This window comes from Natrinema sp. HArc-T2, from assembly GCF_041821085.1.
Classification (GTDB): domain Archaea; phylum Halobacteriota; class Halobacteria; order Halobacteriales; family Natrialbaceae; genus Natrinema.
Window position 1 is genome coordinate 104,295 of the sequence record NZ_JBGUAZ010000005.1, and the last position, 15,660, is coordinate 119,954.

The window sequence follows — 15,660 nt, forward strand, 5'->3', positions numbered from 1 at the left end:
GGTAGCCAATGTCGCAGGTACGACTCGCCGGAACAGGAATGACGTCGTTTGGATCGCATCCCGATCGGACGGGAAGGGACATGTTCGCTGAGGCAGGGCTCGCCGCCCTCGAGGACGCCGGCGTCCCGGCCGCGGACGTCGACGAACTCTTCTATGGCAACTTCGTCGGCACCCTCTCCGAAGAACAGGGCCACCAGGGTCCGCTCATGGCAGAGGCACTCGGTACGACCGCTCCCTCGCGTCGGGTCGAAAGCGCCTGTGCCTCGAGCGGGCTTGCGGTCCATGACGCTGTGCGTGCGATCAGAAGCGGCGAGGCCGACGTCGTCGTTGCCGGCGGTATGGAACGGATGACGAACATGGGGACGGCCGGGGCGACGAAGGGACTGGCCGGCGCAGCCGACGACCTCTACGAGGTCCGGTCGGGTGTCACCTTCCCCGGTGCGTATGCGCTGATGGCACGCGCCTACTTCGACGAGTACGGCGGGAGCCACGAGGATCTGGCCTACATCGCGGTCAAAAACCACGACAACGCGCTGGTCAACGACCACGCGCACCTCCAGCAGGAGATCACGGTCGAGGACGCACTCGGTGCCCCCGAGATCGCATCTCCGTTTACCCTGTACGATTCCTGCCCGATCAGCGACGGCGCGGCAGCGCTCGTGTTGACGTCTCCAGAGTACGCCGCGGAACACGACCTCGAGGCGAACGTTGCGATCACCGGAGCCGGCCACGGCGGCGATACGATGGCGCTACACGATCGCCAGTCGCTCTCGCGGACGCCTGCAACCCGCGACGCTGCAGAGGAAGCCTACGACGACGCCGGCATCGAGCCAAGCGACATCGCCATCGCAGAGGTCCACGACTGCTTTACCATCGCGGAAGTGCTGGCGCTCGAGGCGCTTGGACTCTACAGTCACGGCGAGGCGATCGGTGCGGCCCGCCGCGGCGAGACGCGCCGTGACGGTGAGTTGCCGGTGAACCTCTCGGGCGGCCTGAAAGCGAAGGGCCATCCGGTGGGTGCGACCGGGGCCGCACAGGTCGCGGCCATCGCGACGCTGCTCGACGGCACCCACCCGCGTGCTGACGCTGTCGACGAAGACGCGACGGTCGGCGTTGCCCAGAACGCCGGTGGGACGGTCGCCAGTGCGACCGTTCACGTCCTGGAGGTGATGGACTAATGACTGACGTGACCAACGGCGAGTACGACGAGTTCCTCGAGGCGCTTGCAGAGGGCGAGGGTTACTATCTCACCTGCGAGAACGACCATGGCCTGCTCCCGCCGCGGCGTTCCTGTCCCCACTGTGGCGACCGCGACCTCGAGCAGCGTGACCTGCCAGCGTCCGGCGAGATCGTTACGCACACGACCGTGTTCGTCCCGACGCCGCAGTTCGAGGACGACGCACCATACGTCACCGCCGTCGTCGACTTCGACGGCGTCCGGCTTACGGGCGTCGTGCGGGGCATCGATCAGGCAGCCGTCGAAATCGGCGACCGCGTTACCGCGACCGTCGAATCGAACGAGACGGACGGCGAGCTGACCATCGTCTTCCGTCCGGCAGCATAACGAGACAGCACCGCGACAAAAACGGCACGCGAACAACCGGCGGCCCGACTACAGGCCGTGTTTCTTCTGTTCTTGCTGCCGGAGTTCGACGCGTCGGATCTTCCCGCTCGAGGTCTTGGGGAGTTCGTCGGTGAACTCGATCCGTCGGGGGTACTTGTAGGGGGCCGTCTCTTCTTTCATGAACGCTTGCAGCTCGTCTTTGAGCTCGTCGCTGCCCTCGTAGTCCTCGGCGAGGATCACGTAGGCCTTGACGACGCTGCCGCGTTCCTCGTGTGGGCTATCGACGACGGCGGCCTCGGCGACGGCGTCGTGGGTGACGAGGGCGTCTTCGACCTCGAAGGGGCCGATCCGGTAGCCTGAGGAGATGATGATGTCGTCGGCCCGGCCCTCGAAGAAGAAGTAGCCGTCTTCGTCGCGGGAGGCGAGATCGCCCGTGCGGTAGTAGTCGCCGGAGAGTTTCTCCTCGTCGAGGTCGGGTTTCTCGTAGTAGCCGTCGAAGATCGCCGGCGAGTCCACCGGGACGGCGACCTCGCCGATCTCGCCGGCCTCGACCTCTTCCTCGTCGTCGACGTCGATGATCGTCGCGCCGACGCCTGGCGTCGGCTTACCCATGCTGCCGGGCTTGACGTCGATCCCGGGGTAGTTCGTCACGAGCGCGACAGTCTCGGTCTGCCCGTAGCCGTCGCGTGGGGTCACGCCCCAGGCGTCCCGAATGCGCTCGATCGGCTCGCGATTGAGGGGTTCGCCCGCCGAGAGCGTGTCGTTGAGTTGGACGTCGTAGTCTGCGAGGTCGGCGTTTGCGAACATCCGGTACTGCGTCGGGACGGCACAGAGCTTGGTGACGCCTTCCGCTTCCATGATCTCGAGGAACGTGTCGGGTTCGAACTCGCCGTCGTAGATGAGTTGGGTCGCGCCCGTCGTCAGGCCGACGCCGAGCGGGCTCCAGAACCACTTCGCCCAGCCGGTGCCGGTCGTCGCCCACAGCAGTTCGTCCTCGAGGTCGGTGTCCTCGTCGATACCCCACCAGTAGGGGGCGTTGATCCGGTTGAAACAGTACTGCCAGCGGTGTTTGTGCAAGACCGGCTTGGGCTGGCCGGTCGTCCCGCTGGTGTAGTTGATCGTCATCGGGTCCTCGGCGGCCAGTTCGGGGCCGTCGTAGTCGGTTGACTCGTCGGCCATGACGGTCGCGACCGTCGTCCAGCCGTCGCCCTGTAGATCGTCCTCGGTGCCGTCGAGGACGATAACCCGCTCGAGGGGCGTCTCCTCGAGTACCGGCTCGACCATGTCCGTCAGCGACTCGTGGACGACGATGCTCGTCGCGTTGCAGTCGTTCGCCCGAAACTCGATGTCTTTCGAGCGCAGCATCGACGAGCAAGGGACCAACAGCGACCCGGTTGCCAGCGCGCCCAGTTGGACGGCGAAGGCGTCGGGATGGCGCGGGAACAGGTGCATGATCCGGTCACCTTGTCCGACGCCGAGGGACTCGAGGCCGTTGGCAAACCGGTTCATGTCGTCCCGAATGTCAGCGTAGGTTCGTTCCTCGCGGGCCCCCTCGTCATCGAGGAAGTGGACGGCGACGCGATCGCCGACTGAGTCAGCGTGGTCTGCGACAACCGACGTGATCGCGTACGATTCCGGAATATCCCACTCGAAACTGTCCACTTCTGTGGTGTGATTGACACCCATATCTTGGTAATCAGAAGTCCAGTTCTTATAACTTTTGTTACTATTGGTAAGGGGTGTCGTGTAACGAGCTGGCAGATATTTCGCATCTGGTGTCGACCGCCGATTCCGCCGGACAGCCGCCCCGACGGGGGTAACACTTTAGAAGAGTTGCATCTATACGCTAGACAATGTTCGACGAGAACGAGCTGGACGAGATCTCCCAGCAACGGGAGTCGTGGGAAGACGAGACGCTCGAGCCGTTTTTAGAGCACGGGGAACGCAAAGAGCGGTTCGCGACAGTCTCGAACCACGAGGTCGATCGTCTCTACACGCCTGAAGACATCGCCGACCTTGACTTCGACGAGGACCTCGGCTTCCCCGGCGAACCGCCGTACACCCGGGGGCCGTACCCGACGATGTACCGCGGGCGCACGTGGACGATGCGCCAGTTCGCCGGCTTCGGGACCGCAGAGGAGACCAACGAGCGCTTTCACTACCTGATCGACGAGGGCCAGACCGGGCTCTCGACGGCCTTCGACATGCCATCGCTGATGGGCCTCGACTCGGACCACCCGATGAGCGAGGGCGAGGTCGGCAAGGAAGGCGTCGCCGTCGACACGCTCCGGGACATGGAAGTCCTGTTCGACGGGATCGACATCGGCGAGGTCTCGACCTCGTTTACGATCAACCCATCAGCGGCGGTCATCTACGCGATGTACATCGCGCTGGCCGACCAGCAGGGTGTCCCCCGTGACGAGGTCCGGGGCACCCTCCAGAACGACATGCTCAAGGAGTTTATCGCCCAGAAGGAGTGGGTCATCCCACCCGAGCCCTCCCTCGAGGTCGTCACCGACACGATCGAGTTCGCCGTCGAGGAGACGCCGAAGTTCCACCCGGTCTCGATTTCGGGCTATCACATCCGCGAGGCCGGGTCGACTGCGGCCCAGGAAGCCGCCTTTACGCTCGCCGACGGCTTCGCCTACGTCGAGGACTGTCTCGAGCGCGGGCTCGACGTCGACGAGTTCGCCCCGTTGCTCTCTTTCTTCTTCAACTCGCACAACTCGATCTTCGAAGAAATCGCGAAGTTCCGGGCGTCACGTCGCGTCTACGCCCGTGTGATGGAAGATTGGTACGGCGCGGACGCGCCCGAATCCAAGCGCATGAAGTTCCACACCCAGACGGCGGGCCAGTCGCTGACGGCCCAGCAGCCCCTGAACAACATCGTCCGGGTGACGATCCAGGCGCTGGCCGGCGTCTTCGGCGGCACCCAGTCGCTGCACACTAACAGCTTCGACGAGGCCCTGGCGCTGCCGAGCGAAAAGGCCGTCCGCGTCGCCTTACGCACCCAGCAGATCATCGCCGAGGAATCCGGCGCGGCAGACATTGTCGACCCCATGGGCGGTTCCTTCGCCATCGAGAAACTCACCAACGAGATGGAAGCCGAGATCATGGCCTATCTCGAGGAGATCAAGGAGATGGGCGACGGCTCGGTTCGCGACGGCGTGCTCAACGGCATCAATCAGGGCTACTACCACCGCGAGATTCAAGAAGCCAGTTACGAGTACCAGCAACGCGTCGAACGCGGCGAGGAAGTCGTCGTTGGCGTCAACGAATACACCATCGAGGAAGACACCTCACCGGAGCTGTTACACGTCGACGAGACGACCCGAGACCGCCAACTCGAGCGCTTAGAACAGGTCAAAGCCGACCGTGACGACGAGGCAGTCGACGCGACGCTCGAGGCGCTGTCAGACGCGATTACGAGCGACGAGAACGTTATGCCCTACATCGTCGACGCCGTCAAGGCCTACGCGACGATGGGCGAGATCATGCAGGTCTTCCAGGACCACCACGGGGCCTACCGCGAAGAGATCAGCCCCGTCTGAGGCGGCTTCCCGTCACTGATTTTCAGACTTGCGCTCGAGGACGTACGTACACTCTTCGTAGCGCTCGTCGCCGATCGTGACTTGTTCGGTTGCCGTCTGCTCGAAGCCAAACGCTTGGTAGAACTCGTTGCCGATGTCGTTTGCTGCGAGCACCATCGCGCTGACCTGTTCGACGCCCTGCTCAAACAGCCGGTCTCGGGTCTCGGTCAGGAGGTCGCTCCCGATCCCCTCACCGCGGTGGTCAGGGTCGACGTACACACGAAGGATCGTCCCCGTGTGTTCGTCCGGCTCGAACGTGGCGTGTGCGAACCCAACGATCGAGTCGTCCCGCTCGGCGACCAGCATGAGCGCCTGCGACCAGATGATCGAGTCGCGAATCAACGCCTCGGTGTACCAGTCGTCAACTCCCTCCTGAATCGACTCGCGGCTCAGAATATCCGGGTAATCTGCTTCCCATGAAGAATGGGCTACGCGTTGAATCGCGTCGATGTCGTCGGTCGTCGCGTCACGGATTGTCATATGTCACCATCCATCTATTCGAGATTAATTCTTTCCCCGGTGGGAAGCGCCGTTTCGACGGCCAAACTGTCTGAATCCGATAGAATCATACATCTCCTCTTCGAACCGCGATCCATGAGTACCGGGAACGATGAGCGGACGATTCGATGTATGGTAGCGAAAGTCGGTCTCGACGGCCACGACCGTGGCGCACACGTCATCTCTCGAGCGTTCCGTGACGCCGGCTTCGAGGTCATCTACTCCGGGCTGCACAAGGCACCCGACGACATCGTGCAGGCCGCAGTTCAGGAGGACATCGACGTCCTCGGTATCTCGATTCTGTCCGGGGCTCACGACACGCTCGTCCCGAAAATCATGGACGGCCTCGAGGAATACGGCGCGAAAGACGATACGCTCGTGCTCGTCGGCGGCGTCATTCCGGAGGAAGACCGCGACGAACTCAAAGAGGCGGGAGCTGCTGCGATCTTCGGCCCCGGAACGTCGATCGAAGAGACGATCGACTTCGTCCGCGAGAACGCCCCCGACCGGTAACAGCGGGTGGCGGTCGATCGCGAATACAGAGGCGACTACAGATATGTCTGAAATAATCAAGCAGTTGTTAGATACAGCTAACTATCGATTTCGAAGTGTATTTGGTTTCGGGCGAATCCGAGTGTCAGACCGATCAGTGACGTCGTCGGGAGACACATATTCTCGACTTTCCAGCCCGAATTAGCCGCTTCTCGACATCTGATACAACCAGCGCCAGGCTACGGTCGGTTCCGTGAACGCTGTTACTGGCAGTATAATTACTATATCATGAAGCAAACTGTAATGAGCTAATTATATCCAACGCAGCGCGGTTCAGTAAGCAATCTATCAGAACAGTCTGTCGTAGCTCACTCGAGCAGTCCCGCTCGAGCGGACAACGAGTATCCGTGATGGCACAAGTGCGGTGGGGGCCGTCAATCCCGCCACCGCTGTTCGCAGGCAGTCTCGCGTGGGGTTCGACCCACGATTGTATTAGGACGCTGCCAGTAATCAATCTAGTGGCTCGACTGTCGAAACCGACTCACTGCGAGCGACGCCATCCGAGATGAGAGTCGGTGACTGACGTTCGTCTAGTCGAGTTTCGCTGCGAACCAGTCGGCAGCCACCTCGGCGACTTCCTCGAGTTGGCCCGGTCCCTCGAAGAGGTGGCCTGCGCCCTCGACGACGTGCAGTTCGGTTTCGCAGGTGAGCGCATCGGCAGCGTCGCGATTTAACTCGAGTACCTGCATGTCGTTGCCGCCGACGATGAGCAACACGGGGGCGGTTACGTCCTCGAGGACCGGTGACGCAAGGTCGACGCGACCACCGCGGGAGACGACGGCATCGATGTCGGTTTCGTCGCGGGCCGCCCCTCGCAGGGCCGATGCGGCACCGGTACTCGAGCCGAAATAGCCGTACCGGAGCGATGCAGTTTCAGGGCGGTCTCGCAGCCACTCGGTCACCGCGACGAGTCGGTCGGTCAACAGCGGAATGTCGAAGCGGTTTTCGCGGGTCTGGTCTTCGGCTTCGGTCAGCAGATCGAACAGCAGCGTTCCCAGCCCCCGTTCTCGGATCACGTCGGCGACGTAGTTGTTGCGCGGGCTCTTCCGGCTGCTCCCGCTGCCGTGGGCGAAGACCACGAGCCCACTTGCCCCCTCGGGGACGACGAGTTCTCCCTCGAGTTCGACGTCGTCGACCGGAATGGACACGAGGTTCGATCCCGACATACTGGGTGATTCGACGCCTGACGCCTTAGTAGCGACACCCACTGATCACTCGCGGGGACTGTGTCACGACACCGTCGGTCATCGGCGACGACTCGCCACGGTTCGACACTCGTCCCCTATCGTTTTGCTAAATGGGGACGTATATCATGGACGAATGCGACTCGAGACAACCCGGATCGACATCGGAACGAGCCGCCCGCTCGTTCTGTTGAACACTGCCGACGCGACCGAACTGGGTGCGCACCCGCTCGACCGACTCCGGATCGACGAAAACGGCACGACGACGGGGATCGTCAAAGTGACCGACGAACTGGTCGAGCGGGGCGTCCTCGGCGTGACCGAGCCGTTACATCACGTTCGCGGCCCCGTCGACGTGGCACTCGCCGGGACGCCGCAATCGGTTCAGTACGTCCGCAAGAAGTTGAACGACATCGAACTCGAGAGCCACGAACTCGAGGCAATCGTCCAGGACATCCACGAGAACCGGCTGTCGGATATCGAGTTGAGCGCGTACGTCTCGGGGGTCTACGCGAATGGACTCTCCCTCCAGGAGACCAAACACCTCACGCGGGCGATGACTGACATCGGCCAGCAACTCTCGTGGGAGACGCCGGTCGTCGCCGACAAACACTCGATCGGCGGCGTGGCAGGGAATTGCGTCACGCCGATCATCGTCTCGATCGTCGCGGCGGCTGGCTTGACGATGCCCAAGACCTCGTCGCGTGCCGTGACCTCGCCGGCCGGGACCGCAGACGTCGTGGAGGTCTTCTGTGACGTCGAGTTTTCGATGGACGAGATCGAGTCGATCGTCGCGGAGACGAACGGCTGTCTCGTCTGGGGCGGCGGCGTCGACCTCTCGCCGGTCGACGACGCGATCATCCGCGCCGAGAACCCACTGTCGATCGACCCGCCGGGCCAGCTCATGGCCTCGGTGCTCTCGAAAAAGCGCAGCGCCGGCTCAACACACGTCGTGATCGACATCCCCTACGGCGAGGGCGCAAAAGTCGAGAGCCTCGCCGACGCCCGCGAACTCGCCGACGACATCAAGCGCGTCGGTGCCCACCTCGACGTGGCGGTCACCTGCGCGATCACCCACGGAACGGAGCCGATCGGTCGCGGTGTCGGCCCTCTTCTCGAGGCCCGGGACGTCCTCGCCGTCTTGGGCGGGGACGGCCCGGAGTCGCTCCGTCTCAAGTCGGTTCGGCTGGCCGAGATGCTCCTTGCACACTGTGGCGTCGACGCATCAGCGACCGAGATCCTCGAGTCGGGCCAGGCGCTCGATCGGTTCCGACGCATCGTCGCGGCACAGGGTGGCGATCCGGATGTCGAGCCCGACGACCTCAAGCCGGGCTCCGAATCGACGACCGTCCAGGCCGACCGGTCGGGCGTCGTAACGAGCGTCGACAACAGGCAGCTCTGTGACCTCGCGCGGCGGGCGGGCGCACCGAAGGACGCTCGTGCTGGCCTCGTCATCCACACGTCGACGACCGAGCCGGTCGAACCCGGTGATGACCTCTATACCATCTACGCGGAGACGGCGAGCAAACGCGCCGCGGCGGAGACGCTGGCTGCGGACCGCGAGCCGATCCGGGTACGGAGCAAGACCGACGCGCTCGTCGAACAGCGGTGAGATCGAGTCGATTAGCGCGTCTCCGAGCCGCGAACCACGCTGACGCTCACCGGCGAGCGGCGAACGACCAGTTCGGCGACGCTCCCGAGTAAGGTGCGACTCGTCTCGGAGCGACCGTGGCTCCCGATGACGATCTCGTCGATGTCGTGTGCGTCGGCGTAGTCGACGATTTCGCGTGCCGGGTCGCCGACTGCCGATTCGGTCGTGAGCTCGCCATCAGCGCCGGCGTCGGCGGCCACCTCGCGTGCCTCGTCGAACAGCTGTGTTTCGACCTCGTGGGCACGGTCGTACCAGGCGTCGGATCCGTGAAGCGGTTCGGTTCGGACATCAACATCGACGGCGGAGCTGTAGCCAGGGTCGTTCGGGTCGATCACGTGGAGCACGACGACGTTTCCATCGTCGTATTCGTCGAACGCGTACTCGAGTGCGCGTTTGGACAGCGGCGACCCGTCGAACGGGACGAGGAGATTCTGTGGCATCGTCACTTCGTGCCACCCCCAGTCTCAAAAGAGTATTCCGGGTCGCTGGACGTGGTTCTGTCAGCCGGAGAGATCGCGTCGCTCGAAGAATTCGCTACTCGCAACGACGAGGACGACGACGGCGATCACGAGGAGTGACAGATCCGGCCACGCAATCTCGCCGTCGACGAGTATCGCGCCCGGATCGAAGTAGCGTGAGAACGCGATATCGCCGAGCCACTCGTACTCGGTGTCGAACGTAAACGTATCGAGCAAGAACAGCCCGAAAACGGCTCCCGCTCCCACGGTCTGTGCCCGACGGATGGAGTCGAACGCGACCGAGGCGACCAGTCCGACGCCGGCACAGGCGAGTAAGTACGCGATCGAGTACGCGTGGACAGCAAACAGCCGGGTCACGGACACCGATTCGCCGACGAGTTCCACGCCGAGATAGATCGCCAGAAAGGTGATCGCGTTGACCAGGACCAGTCCCGGCACGAGTGACAGAAACTTCGCGACGACGAACCGCGTACGCGAGATCGGCAACGACAGCATCACTTCTGCCGTGCCGCGTTCGATCTCACCGGCGACCGTCGATGCGGCGGCGTACGCATAATAGATCGCGAGCAACAACACCCAGCCGAACTGATAGAGCTGTGAGACGAGATACCCCTCGATCGTCGTCAGCGTCGTCACGCTCCCGACGAACGCCCGCGTTGCCTCGGGTGGCAACGACTCGAGATAGGCGTCGAAATCGACACCCGTCTCCTCGATCGACGGAAAGAGCGCGACCGTAAGGACGATCAACGCGATCAGCGCACCGGCGAGCAACAGCGATCCGCGGAGCCGACGACCCGCCTCGAAGGATGTCATCTCGAGCATGCGGCGTCGAATCGTCGCGTTCCGATGCGTGACAGCATCTTATAGGTGCAGGACTGTCAGGCGAGACGACGCGACGTAACGCAGTGTTGGTCGCCGAGCGCTCGAGTAAGTAAGTCGTTCGCGGCTGGAACGGGCCTCGTGGTTTATCCTGTAATCGATCGTTTCGGGTCGGATATGACGGGCGCGGAGCGTGATACGGTCTGCTACCACTGTGTACCGGTGCACCCGCATGACGGGCCGCGGGTGCGCCAGACATGACTGGGAGGAGTCCGTATGAGCCGACACGGCGACACCGCCGCATTGTCGCCCTCTTGCTCGTCGCAGTGGTGGTCGCCAGCGGCGTCGGCAGTGTCGCTGCGCTCCCCGATGGCAGCAGTGTCACGCCGCAAGTTAGCGCGCCAGACAACGCCACGGAGCGCAACGAGGCGGCCACGACGGTCGACGGAGACAGCACTGCCGATGGGACGACCATCCGTCCTCAACCCGGACCGCCTGTGCCCGAAGGTAACGAGACGATCGACACTTCGGAGACGGGAGCATCGACGGCGGAGACGGCAGGCCTCCCCGTGCTACGACCGGCTGACGACAACGTCACGGTTGCCGTCGCGGAGAACGAGTCCGTCCGTGCGGGTGAGACGACGACGATGACCTTCGAGGTGACAAACGACGGCGACGAGGACGTGACAGACGTCGTCGTCACGTTACAGTCGACAGGGACGGTCACGTTCGGCCCGCCGACTGCACCACAGCCGAGCCAGTCGATCTCGATCGAGGAACTCGACGACGACGAGACCGAGACCGTTACCATCGACGTCAGTGCAGCCAGCGTCGAGTCGGGGACGTATCCGGTGTTTGCAACCGTCCAGTACACCATCGACGAGGACGACAACGACGATGATGACGATGACACCGACGAAACAGTCGTGACTGGCGGTCCCTCGCCAGTTCCGATCCCGGTCGACGATGCCCACTCGTTCGACATCACACCGGTCCGTGACCGGATTCCAGTCGACGGGTCTGGAGTCTATACGGTTCGGGTGACGAACGACGGCTCCGAGACAGTGACCGATGTCGTCGCCGCGCTGAACGTGACGCCGCCACTCTCGAGCGAGTCGCCGACTGCGTACATCGGAACGCTCGAGGCCGGCGAGTCGGAAACGGTTCGGTTCGCCCTCGAGTCGTCGTCGGACGCGATCGAGACGACGACCGGCGTCGCGGTCACGCTCAGCTACGATACCGAGACCGAGGATCGCACGAGGACGGACCCGGTGACGACGCCGGTCACGATCGCTGACACCGACGAGCCGACCGACGTCGACTCGGTCGCTCCGTTTGCCGCCGTCGCGGTCGTGTTCGTGCTCGCGGCTATCTGGTGGCTTCGCAGGCGGTGAGCGATCAAGAAGGGGCTGGGCACTCTCAGGCGTCGGACTCCGATCGCGCTGTGCGCTCTCGATCGTCTTCGTCGGACTCGCCGTAGAAATGCATGAACACGTCCTCGATGGACGCCTCACGGACAGTCAGATCGAGAACGGTGTACTCGTGCAAGCGATCGATCAGCGCGTCGAACTCCCGTGCGAGCACGAGCCGGTACGTCTCGTCCTGCCGTTCGACGTGTGCCGTGCCCGGGAACTCGAGCGCCGACACCGGCGGGTTCTCGTCGAGTCGGACGGTAACGACCGTCCCACCCGCTTCGAGGATGTTGTCGACGGTGTCGAGTTCAATCAGCCGACCCTTCCTGATGATCCCGACGCGATCGCAAACGCGGCGGACCTCGCTCAGAATGTGCGAGGAAAAGAAGCTCGTTCCACCTTGTTCCTGGCGTTCATCGAGCAGGTCGTAAAACTCGTTCTGGACGAGCGGATCGAGCCCCGACGTGGGCTCGTCCATGATGACCAGCTCTGGATCGTGCATGAACGTCGCGATGATGGCGAGTTTCTGTCTATTGCCGCTCGAGTAGGCCTTGACGTTGCGCTCGAGGGGAACCGGAAACCGCTCGAGCAGTTCGGCCCGTCGCTCGTCACCTCTGAGTTGACCGAAGTAGTCGAGGACCGCCTCGCCGGTCACCCGGTCGTAGAACGTCACGTCGCTCGGTAGATAGCCAAGGTGTCGTTTCGCCTCGCGCAACCCAGTCCGGTCCGTGACGTCGTGTCCCAGCAGTCGGGCTTCGCCCTCAGTGGGTTTCAACAGCCCGAGCAGGACACGAATCGCCGTCGACTTTCCCGCGCCGTTCGGGCCGAGAAAACCGAAGATCTCACCGCGTTCGACAGCGATCGAGAGGTCCTCGAGCCCGCGGACATCTCCGTAGTACTTCGTCAGCCCGTCGGTTTCGATCGGCGGTGGCTCGGCGCTAGTCACGGGTGTCGAAACGACGGCTCGAGGCTTATAGTGACGACCCGCCGCATACTGGCAGCATCGCCTCGATTCGTTCGCCACGCGGTGGCTGCGTAACCCGCGTACAACCGGGTACTGACCGCGTGACTCGACAGTGACGGCCTATCGCAGAACGATAAGCAATAACGGGACGATCAACAGTGAGATGAGAAAGCCGATAAAATAGCCTCTGTTATCGACAATTTCCTCATACACCATGGTAATACCGCTGACATACCTGTTGTAGAATAGTAACGGCAGCAACGAGATGAGAAACCCGAGACCGAGTAACAACGCGACAGTTAGCACGCCAACAGGAACGTCCAGCGCCACTGCGATAATGAGTGTGTCGACCAGCGTTCCGATATTTGCGCCCAGAATATACGGGATAATCTCACGTCGTTTGATATGGCCGCGGTTGTAGAGTGGTACGATCACGCCGAGAGAGAACGCGACACTCATCGTGAGCCCGGTGAAAACGAGTCCGATGGTAAACGAGGTCCACTTGTCGTTCAAGCGTTTCACATACCGCTCTCGTAACCGCTGTTTGTCGACGCTGTCGAGTATGCGGTCGAAAAGCCGCATACTCAAGAAAATCAACCCAAACGCCAGGAGAAACGCAACGACTGCGCCGACAGCATTGATAATCCACTCAGTGAATACCGGAACGAGATCTGGAACGTTCACATCCGTTTCGGGAACCAGTCGATCGGCGATTCCCGTCTCGCCGGCAATCACGGGATGGGAGACGTTCCACGATTCGACGACGGGGAGTAAGACGTATCCGACCACGAGCACCGGCAGATAGATCGAGTGAGTGAGCAAAAACGTTAGCAGTCCGAGTCGCACCGACTCGCTTACCGACTCGAGTTCTTCGTTCAGATAATCGAACGCCCCGATAAAGAGCACGATCGCAGCCCCACCGAGTCGCGAGCCGACGACCATGAGAAACAACTGCGACGGGATGACGAGTTCAGACCGGAACAGTGTAAGTGACAGGGCAGCGACGATCGAGCCGTTCGCTAACACGTACGACGCGATCCAACTGACGCCGAGCGCCGAGCGATCATTGACGATGATTTGCTCGAGGCTTCGTCTGAGAAGCGGTGAGAGCGTCTCGACCGCTGATCCAAGCAGCTGAATCGCAAAGAGGAACAGAACGACCGTACCCAGTATCTGAAACGAGAGCGGTACTGATGACTGATTGGACAATCCCGCCACCTGTCCGCAGGGATGCGCCAAGCCGACTAAAGAATTGTCAATGGTATAAACAAAAATCACTGAAACGCGACTGTTTCGCGGCGAATTATAACTCGATGTTCTATTTCTGTGCCGCCGATCAGGACTGCGAGTCCGATTCGATTCTGGGTCGGAACTCCTCGCGTCATCGTGTGTGGCAGTCGATACGATTTCGGCTGGGGAGTCGGCGTCACCGTCACGGATCGCTCCCAACAGTGGACGATCACGACGGCTGTGACGAACAGTCGCCAGCAGCAGTCCAAACCGGGTCCAACCTATTTCGGTCGTCCCGGTGTCAGACACACTACGATTATGACGCAACCGACAGCCGGCACCTTCGACCCCCACGATCGTGCGCTGTTCACCGATCGGTACGAACTCGCCATGCTGCAGGGGTACTACGAGTCGGGTCACACACCGACGGCGACGTTCTCACTGTACTTCCGCGATCTTCCGGCAGATCGCGGCTACGCGATCGCTGCCGGCCTCGAGCAGGTGATCGACTACGTCGAAACCCTCGGGTTCGACGACCGGGCGCTCGACTACCTGGCCGAGGAAGGGTTCGACGCGGAGTTTCTGTCGTACCTGGACGCGTTCGAGTTCACCGGCGAGATTCGGGCGCTTCCCGAGGGAACGCTCGTCTTCCCGAACGAGCCGTTGCTCGAGGTCACTGCGCAGATCCACGAAGCACAGTTGTTCGAGACGTTCGTGCTCAATCAGATCGGGTTCCAGACGCTCGTTGCGACGAAGGGGGCGCGCATGGCCGACGTCGTTCGCAGACACGGCGACGGACAGGACCTCGTCGACTTCGGGTCTCGTCGCGCCCACGGGACCGATGCCGGACTCAAGGCCGCGCGGGCGGGGTACATCGGCGGCTTCGATGGCACCTCAAACATGCTGGCCGGCGAGCGATTCGATATTCCGACGTACGGGACGATGGCACACTCGTGGGTGCAGAGTTTCGAGAGCGAACGCGAGTCGTTCGCGGCGTTCGCCGACGTCTACGGCGACGGCGCGATCTACCTCGTCGACACCTACGACACGGTTGCCGGTGCCGAGCGAGCGGTCGCCGTCGCCGCGGATCGCGATCTTGACCTGGGTGGCGTGCGCCTGGATTCGGGCAACCTGATCGAGCTTTCGAAACGGGTCCGCGAGATCGTCGGCGACGCATCCATCGTCGTCTCGTCGGGCGTCGACGAGTTCTTCCTGCGTGAGTTTTTCGACGACGGCGGCGTCGCGACGGCGTTCGGCCCGGGAACAGCGCTGACGACGAGCGCGGACGCACCGAATAGCGGCGTCGTCTACAAACTGACCGCCGTCGAGCGCGACGGGACGCTCGCCCCAAGTATGAAGCTCTCGCCCGGGAAGGTCACCTATCCCGGACAGAAAGCACTCCATCGCGTCGAACGAGACGGGCAGTATCAGTACGACGTCCTGGCACGACGTGACGAAGCGCTCGAGGCCGGTGAGCCCCAACTCGAGCCGATTTTCGAGGACGGCTCGCTCGTCTACACGCCGCCGGAGCTCGAGGCGATCCAGCAGCGAGCTTGCCGGGAACTCGAGACCCTGCCCGACCGCTTCCGGCGCGTGACCGATCCCGAGTCGTACGAGGTCCGAATCAGTGACCGGCTCGAGGAGATTACACAACGGACCGAACGCACGATTCAGGAGCGTGAGCTGTGACGGGTGTCCTTTATTCGGCTGGCGAGCG

The 15,660-nt window shown here is 62.5% G+C and carries 14 protein-coding genes; 7 read left to right on the forward strand and 7 right to left on the reverse strand.

All coding sequences use genetic code 11. The features are described from left to right. Positions 1-8: 8 nt before the first annotated feature. A complete protein-coding gene (locus tag ACERI1_RS13210) occupies positions 9-1,178 on the forward strand; it encodes a beta-ketoacyl synthase N-terminal-like domain-containing protein (RefSeq protein ID WP_373618694.1) in 1,170 nt (389 codons plus the stop codon). After that, a complete protein-coding gene (locus tag ACERI1_RS13215) occupies positions 1,178-1,564 on the forward strand; it encodes a Zn-ribbon domain-containing OB-fold protein (RefSeq protein WP_373618695.1) in 387 nt (128 codons plus the stop codon). Before ACERI1_RS13210 ends, ACERI1_RS13215 begins: the two co-directional genes overlap by 1 nt. Positions 1,565-1,612: 48 nt before the next feature. Here the strand turns inward: ACERI1_RS13215 and ACERI1_RS13220 are convergent, their stop codons facing one another. Continuing rightward, on the reverse strand, positions 1,613-3,250 hold the full coding sequence (locus ACERI1_RS13220) for an acyl-CoA synthetase (RefSeq protein WP_373618696.1): 1,638 nt from the start codon (positions 3,248-3,250) through the stop codon (positions 1,613-1,615). A gap of 167 nt (positions 3,251-3,417) precedes the next feature. Here ACERI1_RS13220 and ACERI1_RS13225 point away from each other — a divergent pair, with 167 nt between their 5' ends. After that, positions 3,418-5,115, forward strand: a complete 1,698-nt coding sequence (locus tag ACERI1_RS13225; RefSeq protein ID WP_373618697.1) for a methylmalonyl-CoA mutase — start codon at positions 3,418-3,420, stop codon at positions 5,113-5,115. 12 nt (positions 5,116-5,127) lie between these two features. On the opposite strand, the gene ACERI1_RS13230 is transcribed toward ACERI1_RS13225, so the two are convergent. Next, the gene (locus tag ACERI1_RS13230; RefSeq protein ID WP_373618698.1) at positions 5,128-5,634 is read right to left on the reverse strand and encodes an N-acetyltransferase family protein; all 507 of its coding nucleotides are present in this window, start codon (positions 5,632-5,634) and stop codon (positions 5,128-5,130) included. A 114-nt stretch (positions 5,635-5,748) separates the two neighbouring features. Between ACERI1_RS13230 and ACERI1_RS13235 the strand changes: the two genes are divergently transcribed. Then, positions 5,749-6,165: a cobalamin B12-binding domain-containing protein gene (locus ACERI1_RS13235; RefSeq protein ID WP_373618700.1), complete on the forward strand. Its 417-nt coding sequence runs from the start codon at positions 5,749-5,751 to the stop codon at positions 6,163-6,165. Positions 6,166-6,734: 569 nt separating this feature from the next. Here ACERI1_RS13235 and ACERI1_RS13240 read toward each other — a convergent pair. Continuing rightward, positions 6,735-7,370: a dienelactone hydrolase family protein gene (locus tag ACERI1_RS13240; RefSeq protein WP_373618701.1), complete on the reverse strand. Its 636-nt coding sequence runs from the start codon at positions 7,368-7,370 to the stop codon at positions 6,735-6,737. A 154-nt stretch (positions 7,371-7,524) separates the two neighbouring features. On the opposite strand from ACERI1_RS13240, the gene ACERI1_RS13245 reads away from it, so the two are divergent. Then, complete coding sequence (locus ACERI1_RS13245; protein WP_373618703.1) at positions 7,525-9,000, forward strand: AMP phosphorylase; 1,476 nt, start codon at positions 7,525-7,527, stop codon at positions 8,998-9,000. 11 nt (positions 9,001-9,011) lie between these two features. Here the strand turns inward: ACERI1_RS13245 and ACERI1_RS13250 are convergent, their stop codons facing one another. Both ACERI1_RS13250 and ACERI1_RS13255 read right to left on the reverse strand, forming a co-directional pair. Then, positions 9,012-9,479: a universal stress protein gene (locus ACERI1_RS13250; protein WP_373618705.1), complete on the reverse strand. Its 468-nt coding sequence runs from the start codon at positions 9,477-9,479 to the stop codon at positions 9,012-9,014. Positions 9,480-9,539: 60 nt separating this feature from the next. Continuing rightward, complete coding sequence (locus ACERI1_RS13255) at positions 9,540-10,340, reverse strand: ABC transporter permease (protein WP_373618707.1); 801 nt, start codon at positions 10,338-10,340, stop codon at positions 9,540-9,542. Positions 10,341-10,594: 254 nt separating this feature from the next. On the opposite strand from ACERI1_RS13255, the gene ACERI1_RS13260 reads away from it, so the two are divergent. Further along, complete coding sequence (locus tag ACERI1_RS13260) at positions 10,595-11,731, forward strand: COG1361 S-layer family protein (RefSeq protein ID WP_373618708.1); 1,137 nt, start codon at positions 10,595-10,597, stop codon at positions 11,729-11,731. Positions 11,732-11,756: 25 nt separating this feature from the next. Here ACERI1_RS13260 and ACERI1_RS13265 read toward each other — a convergent pair whose 3' ends face one another. Continuing rightward, a complete protein-coding gene (locus tag ACERI1_RS13265; protein WP_373618710.1) occupies positions 11,757-12,695 on the reverse strand; it encodes an ATP-binding cassette domain-containing protein in 939 nt (312 codons plus the stop codon). A gap of 138 nt (positions 12,696-12,833) precedes the next feature. Then, positions 12,834-13,931, reverse strand: coding sequence for a sodium:phosphate symporter (locus tag ACERI1_RS13270; RefSeq protein WP_373618711.1), 1,098 nt, complete (start codon positions 13,929-13,931; stop codon positions 12,834-12,836). Between the two features lie 330 nt (positions 13,932-14,261). Between ACERI1_RS13270 and ACERI1_RS13275 the strand changes: the two genes are divergently transcribed. Next, positions 14,262-15,632 (forward strand): nicotinate phosphoribosyltransferase, encoded by a 1,371-nt coding sequence (locus tag ACERI1_RS13275; protein WP_373618712.1) that lies wholly within the window; start codon positions 14,262-14,264, stop codon positions 15,630-15,632. The last annotated feature ends 28 nt before the right edge of the window (positions 15,633-15,660 follow it).

Bases quoted from the DNA above. Each gene is read 5' to 3' on its own strand.
- ACERI1_RS13210 (WP_373618694.1), top strand. From the start codon at position 9: ATGTCGCAGGTACGACTCGCCGGAACAGGAATGACGTCGTTTGGATCG.
- ACERI1_RS13215 (WP_373618695.1), top strand. From the start codon at position 1,178: ATGACTGACGTGACCAACGGCGAGTACGACGAGTTCCTCGAGGCGCTT.
- ACERI1_RS13220 (WP_373618696.1), bottom strand. From the start codon at position 3,250: ATGGGTGTCAATCACACCACAGAAGTGGACAGTTTCGAGTGGGATATT.
- ACERI1_RS13225 (WP_373618697.1), top strand. From the start codon at position 3,418: ATGTTCGACGAGAACGAGCTGGACGAGATCTCCCAGCAACGGGAGTCG.
- ACERI1_RS13230 (WP_373618698.1), bottom strand. From the start codon at position 5,634: ATGACAATCCGTGACGCGACGACCGACGACATCGACGCGATTCAACGC.
- ACERI1_RS13235 (WP_373618700.1), top strand. From the start codon at position 5,749: ATGAGTACCGGGAACGATGAGCGGACGATTCGATGTATGGTAGCGAAA.
- ACERI1_RS13240 (WP_373618701.1), bottom strand. From the start codon at position 7,370: ATGTCGGGATCGAACCTCGTGTCCATTCCGGTCGACGACGTCGAACTC.
- ACERI1_RS13245 (WP_373618703.1), top strand. From the start codon at position 7,525: ATGCGACTCGAGACAACCCGGATCGACATCGGAACGAGCCGCCCGCTC.
- ACERI1_RS13250 (WP_373618705.1), bottom strand. From the start codon at position 9,479: ATGCCACAGAATCTCCTCGTCCCGTTCGACGGGTCGCCGCTGTCCAAA.
- ACERI1_RS13255 (WP_373618707.1), bottom strand. From the start codon at position 10,340: ATGCTCGAGATGACATCCTTCGAGGCGGGTCGTCGGCTCCGCGGATCG.
- ACERI1_RS13260 (WP_373618708.1), top strand. From the start codon at position 10,595: ATGACTGGGAGGAGTCCGTATGAGCCGACACGGCGACACCGCCGCATT.
- ACERI1_RS13275 (WP_373618712.1), top strand. From the start codon at position 14,262: ATGACGCAACCGACAGCCGGCACCTTCGACCCCCACGATCGTGCGCTG.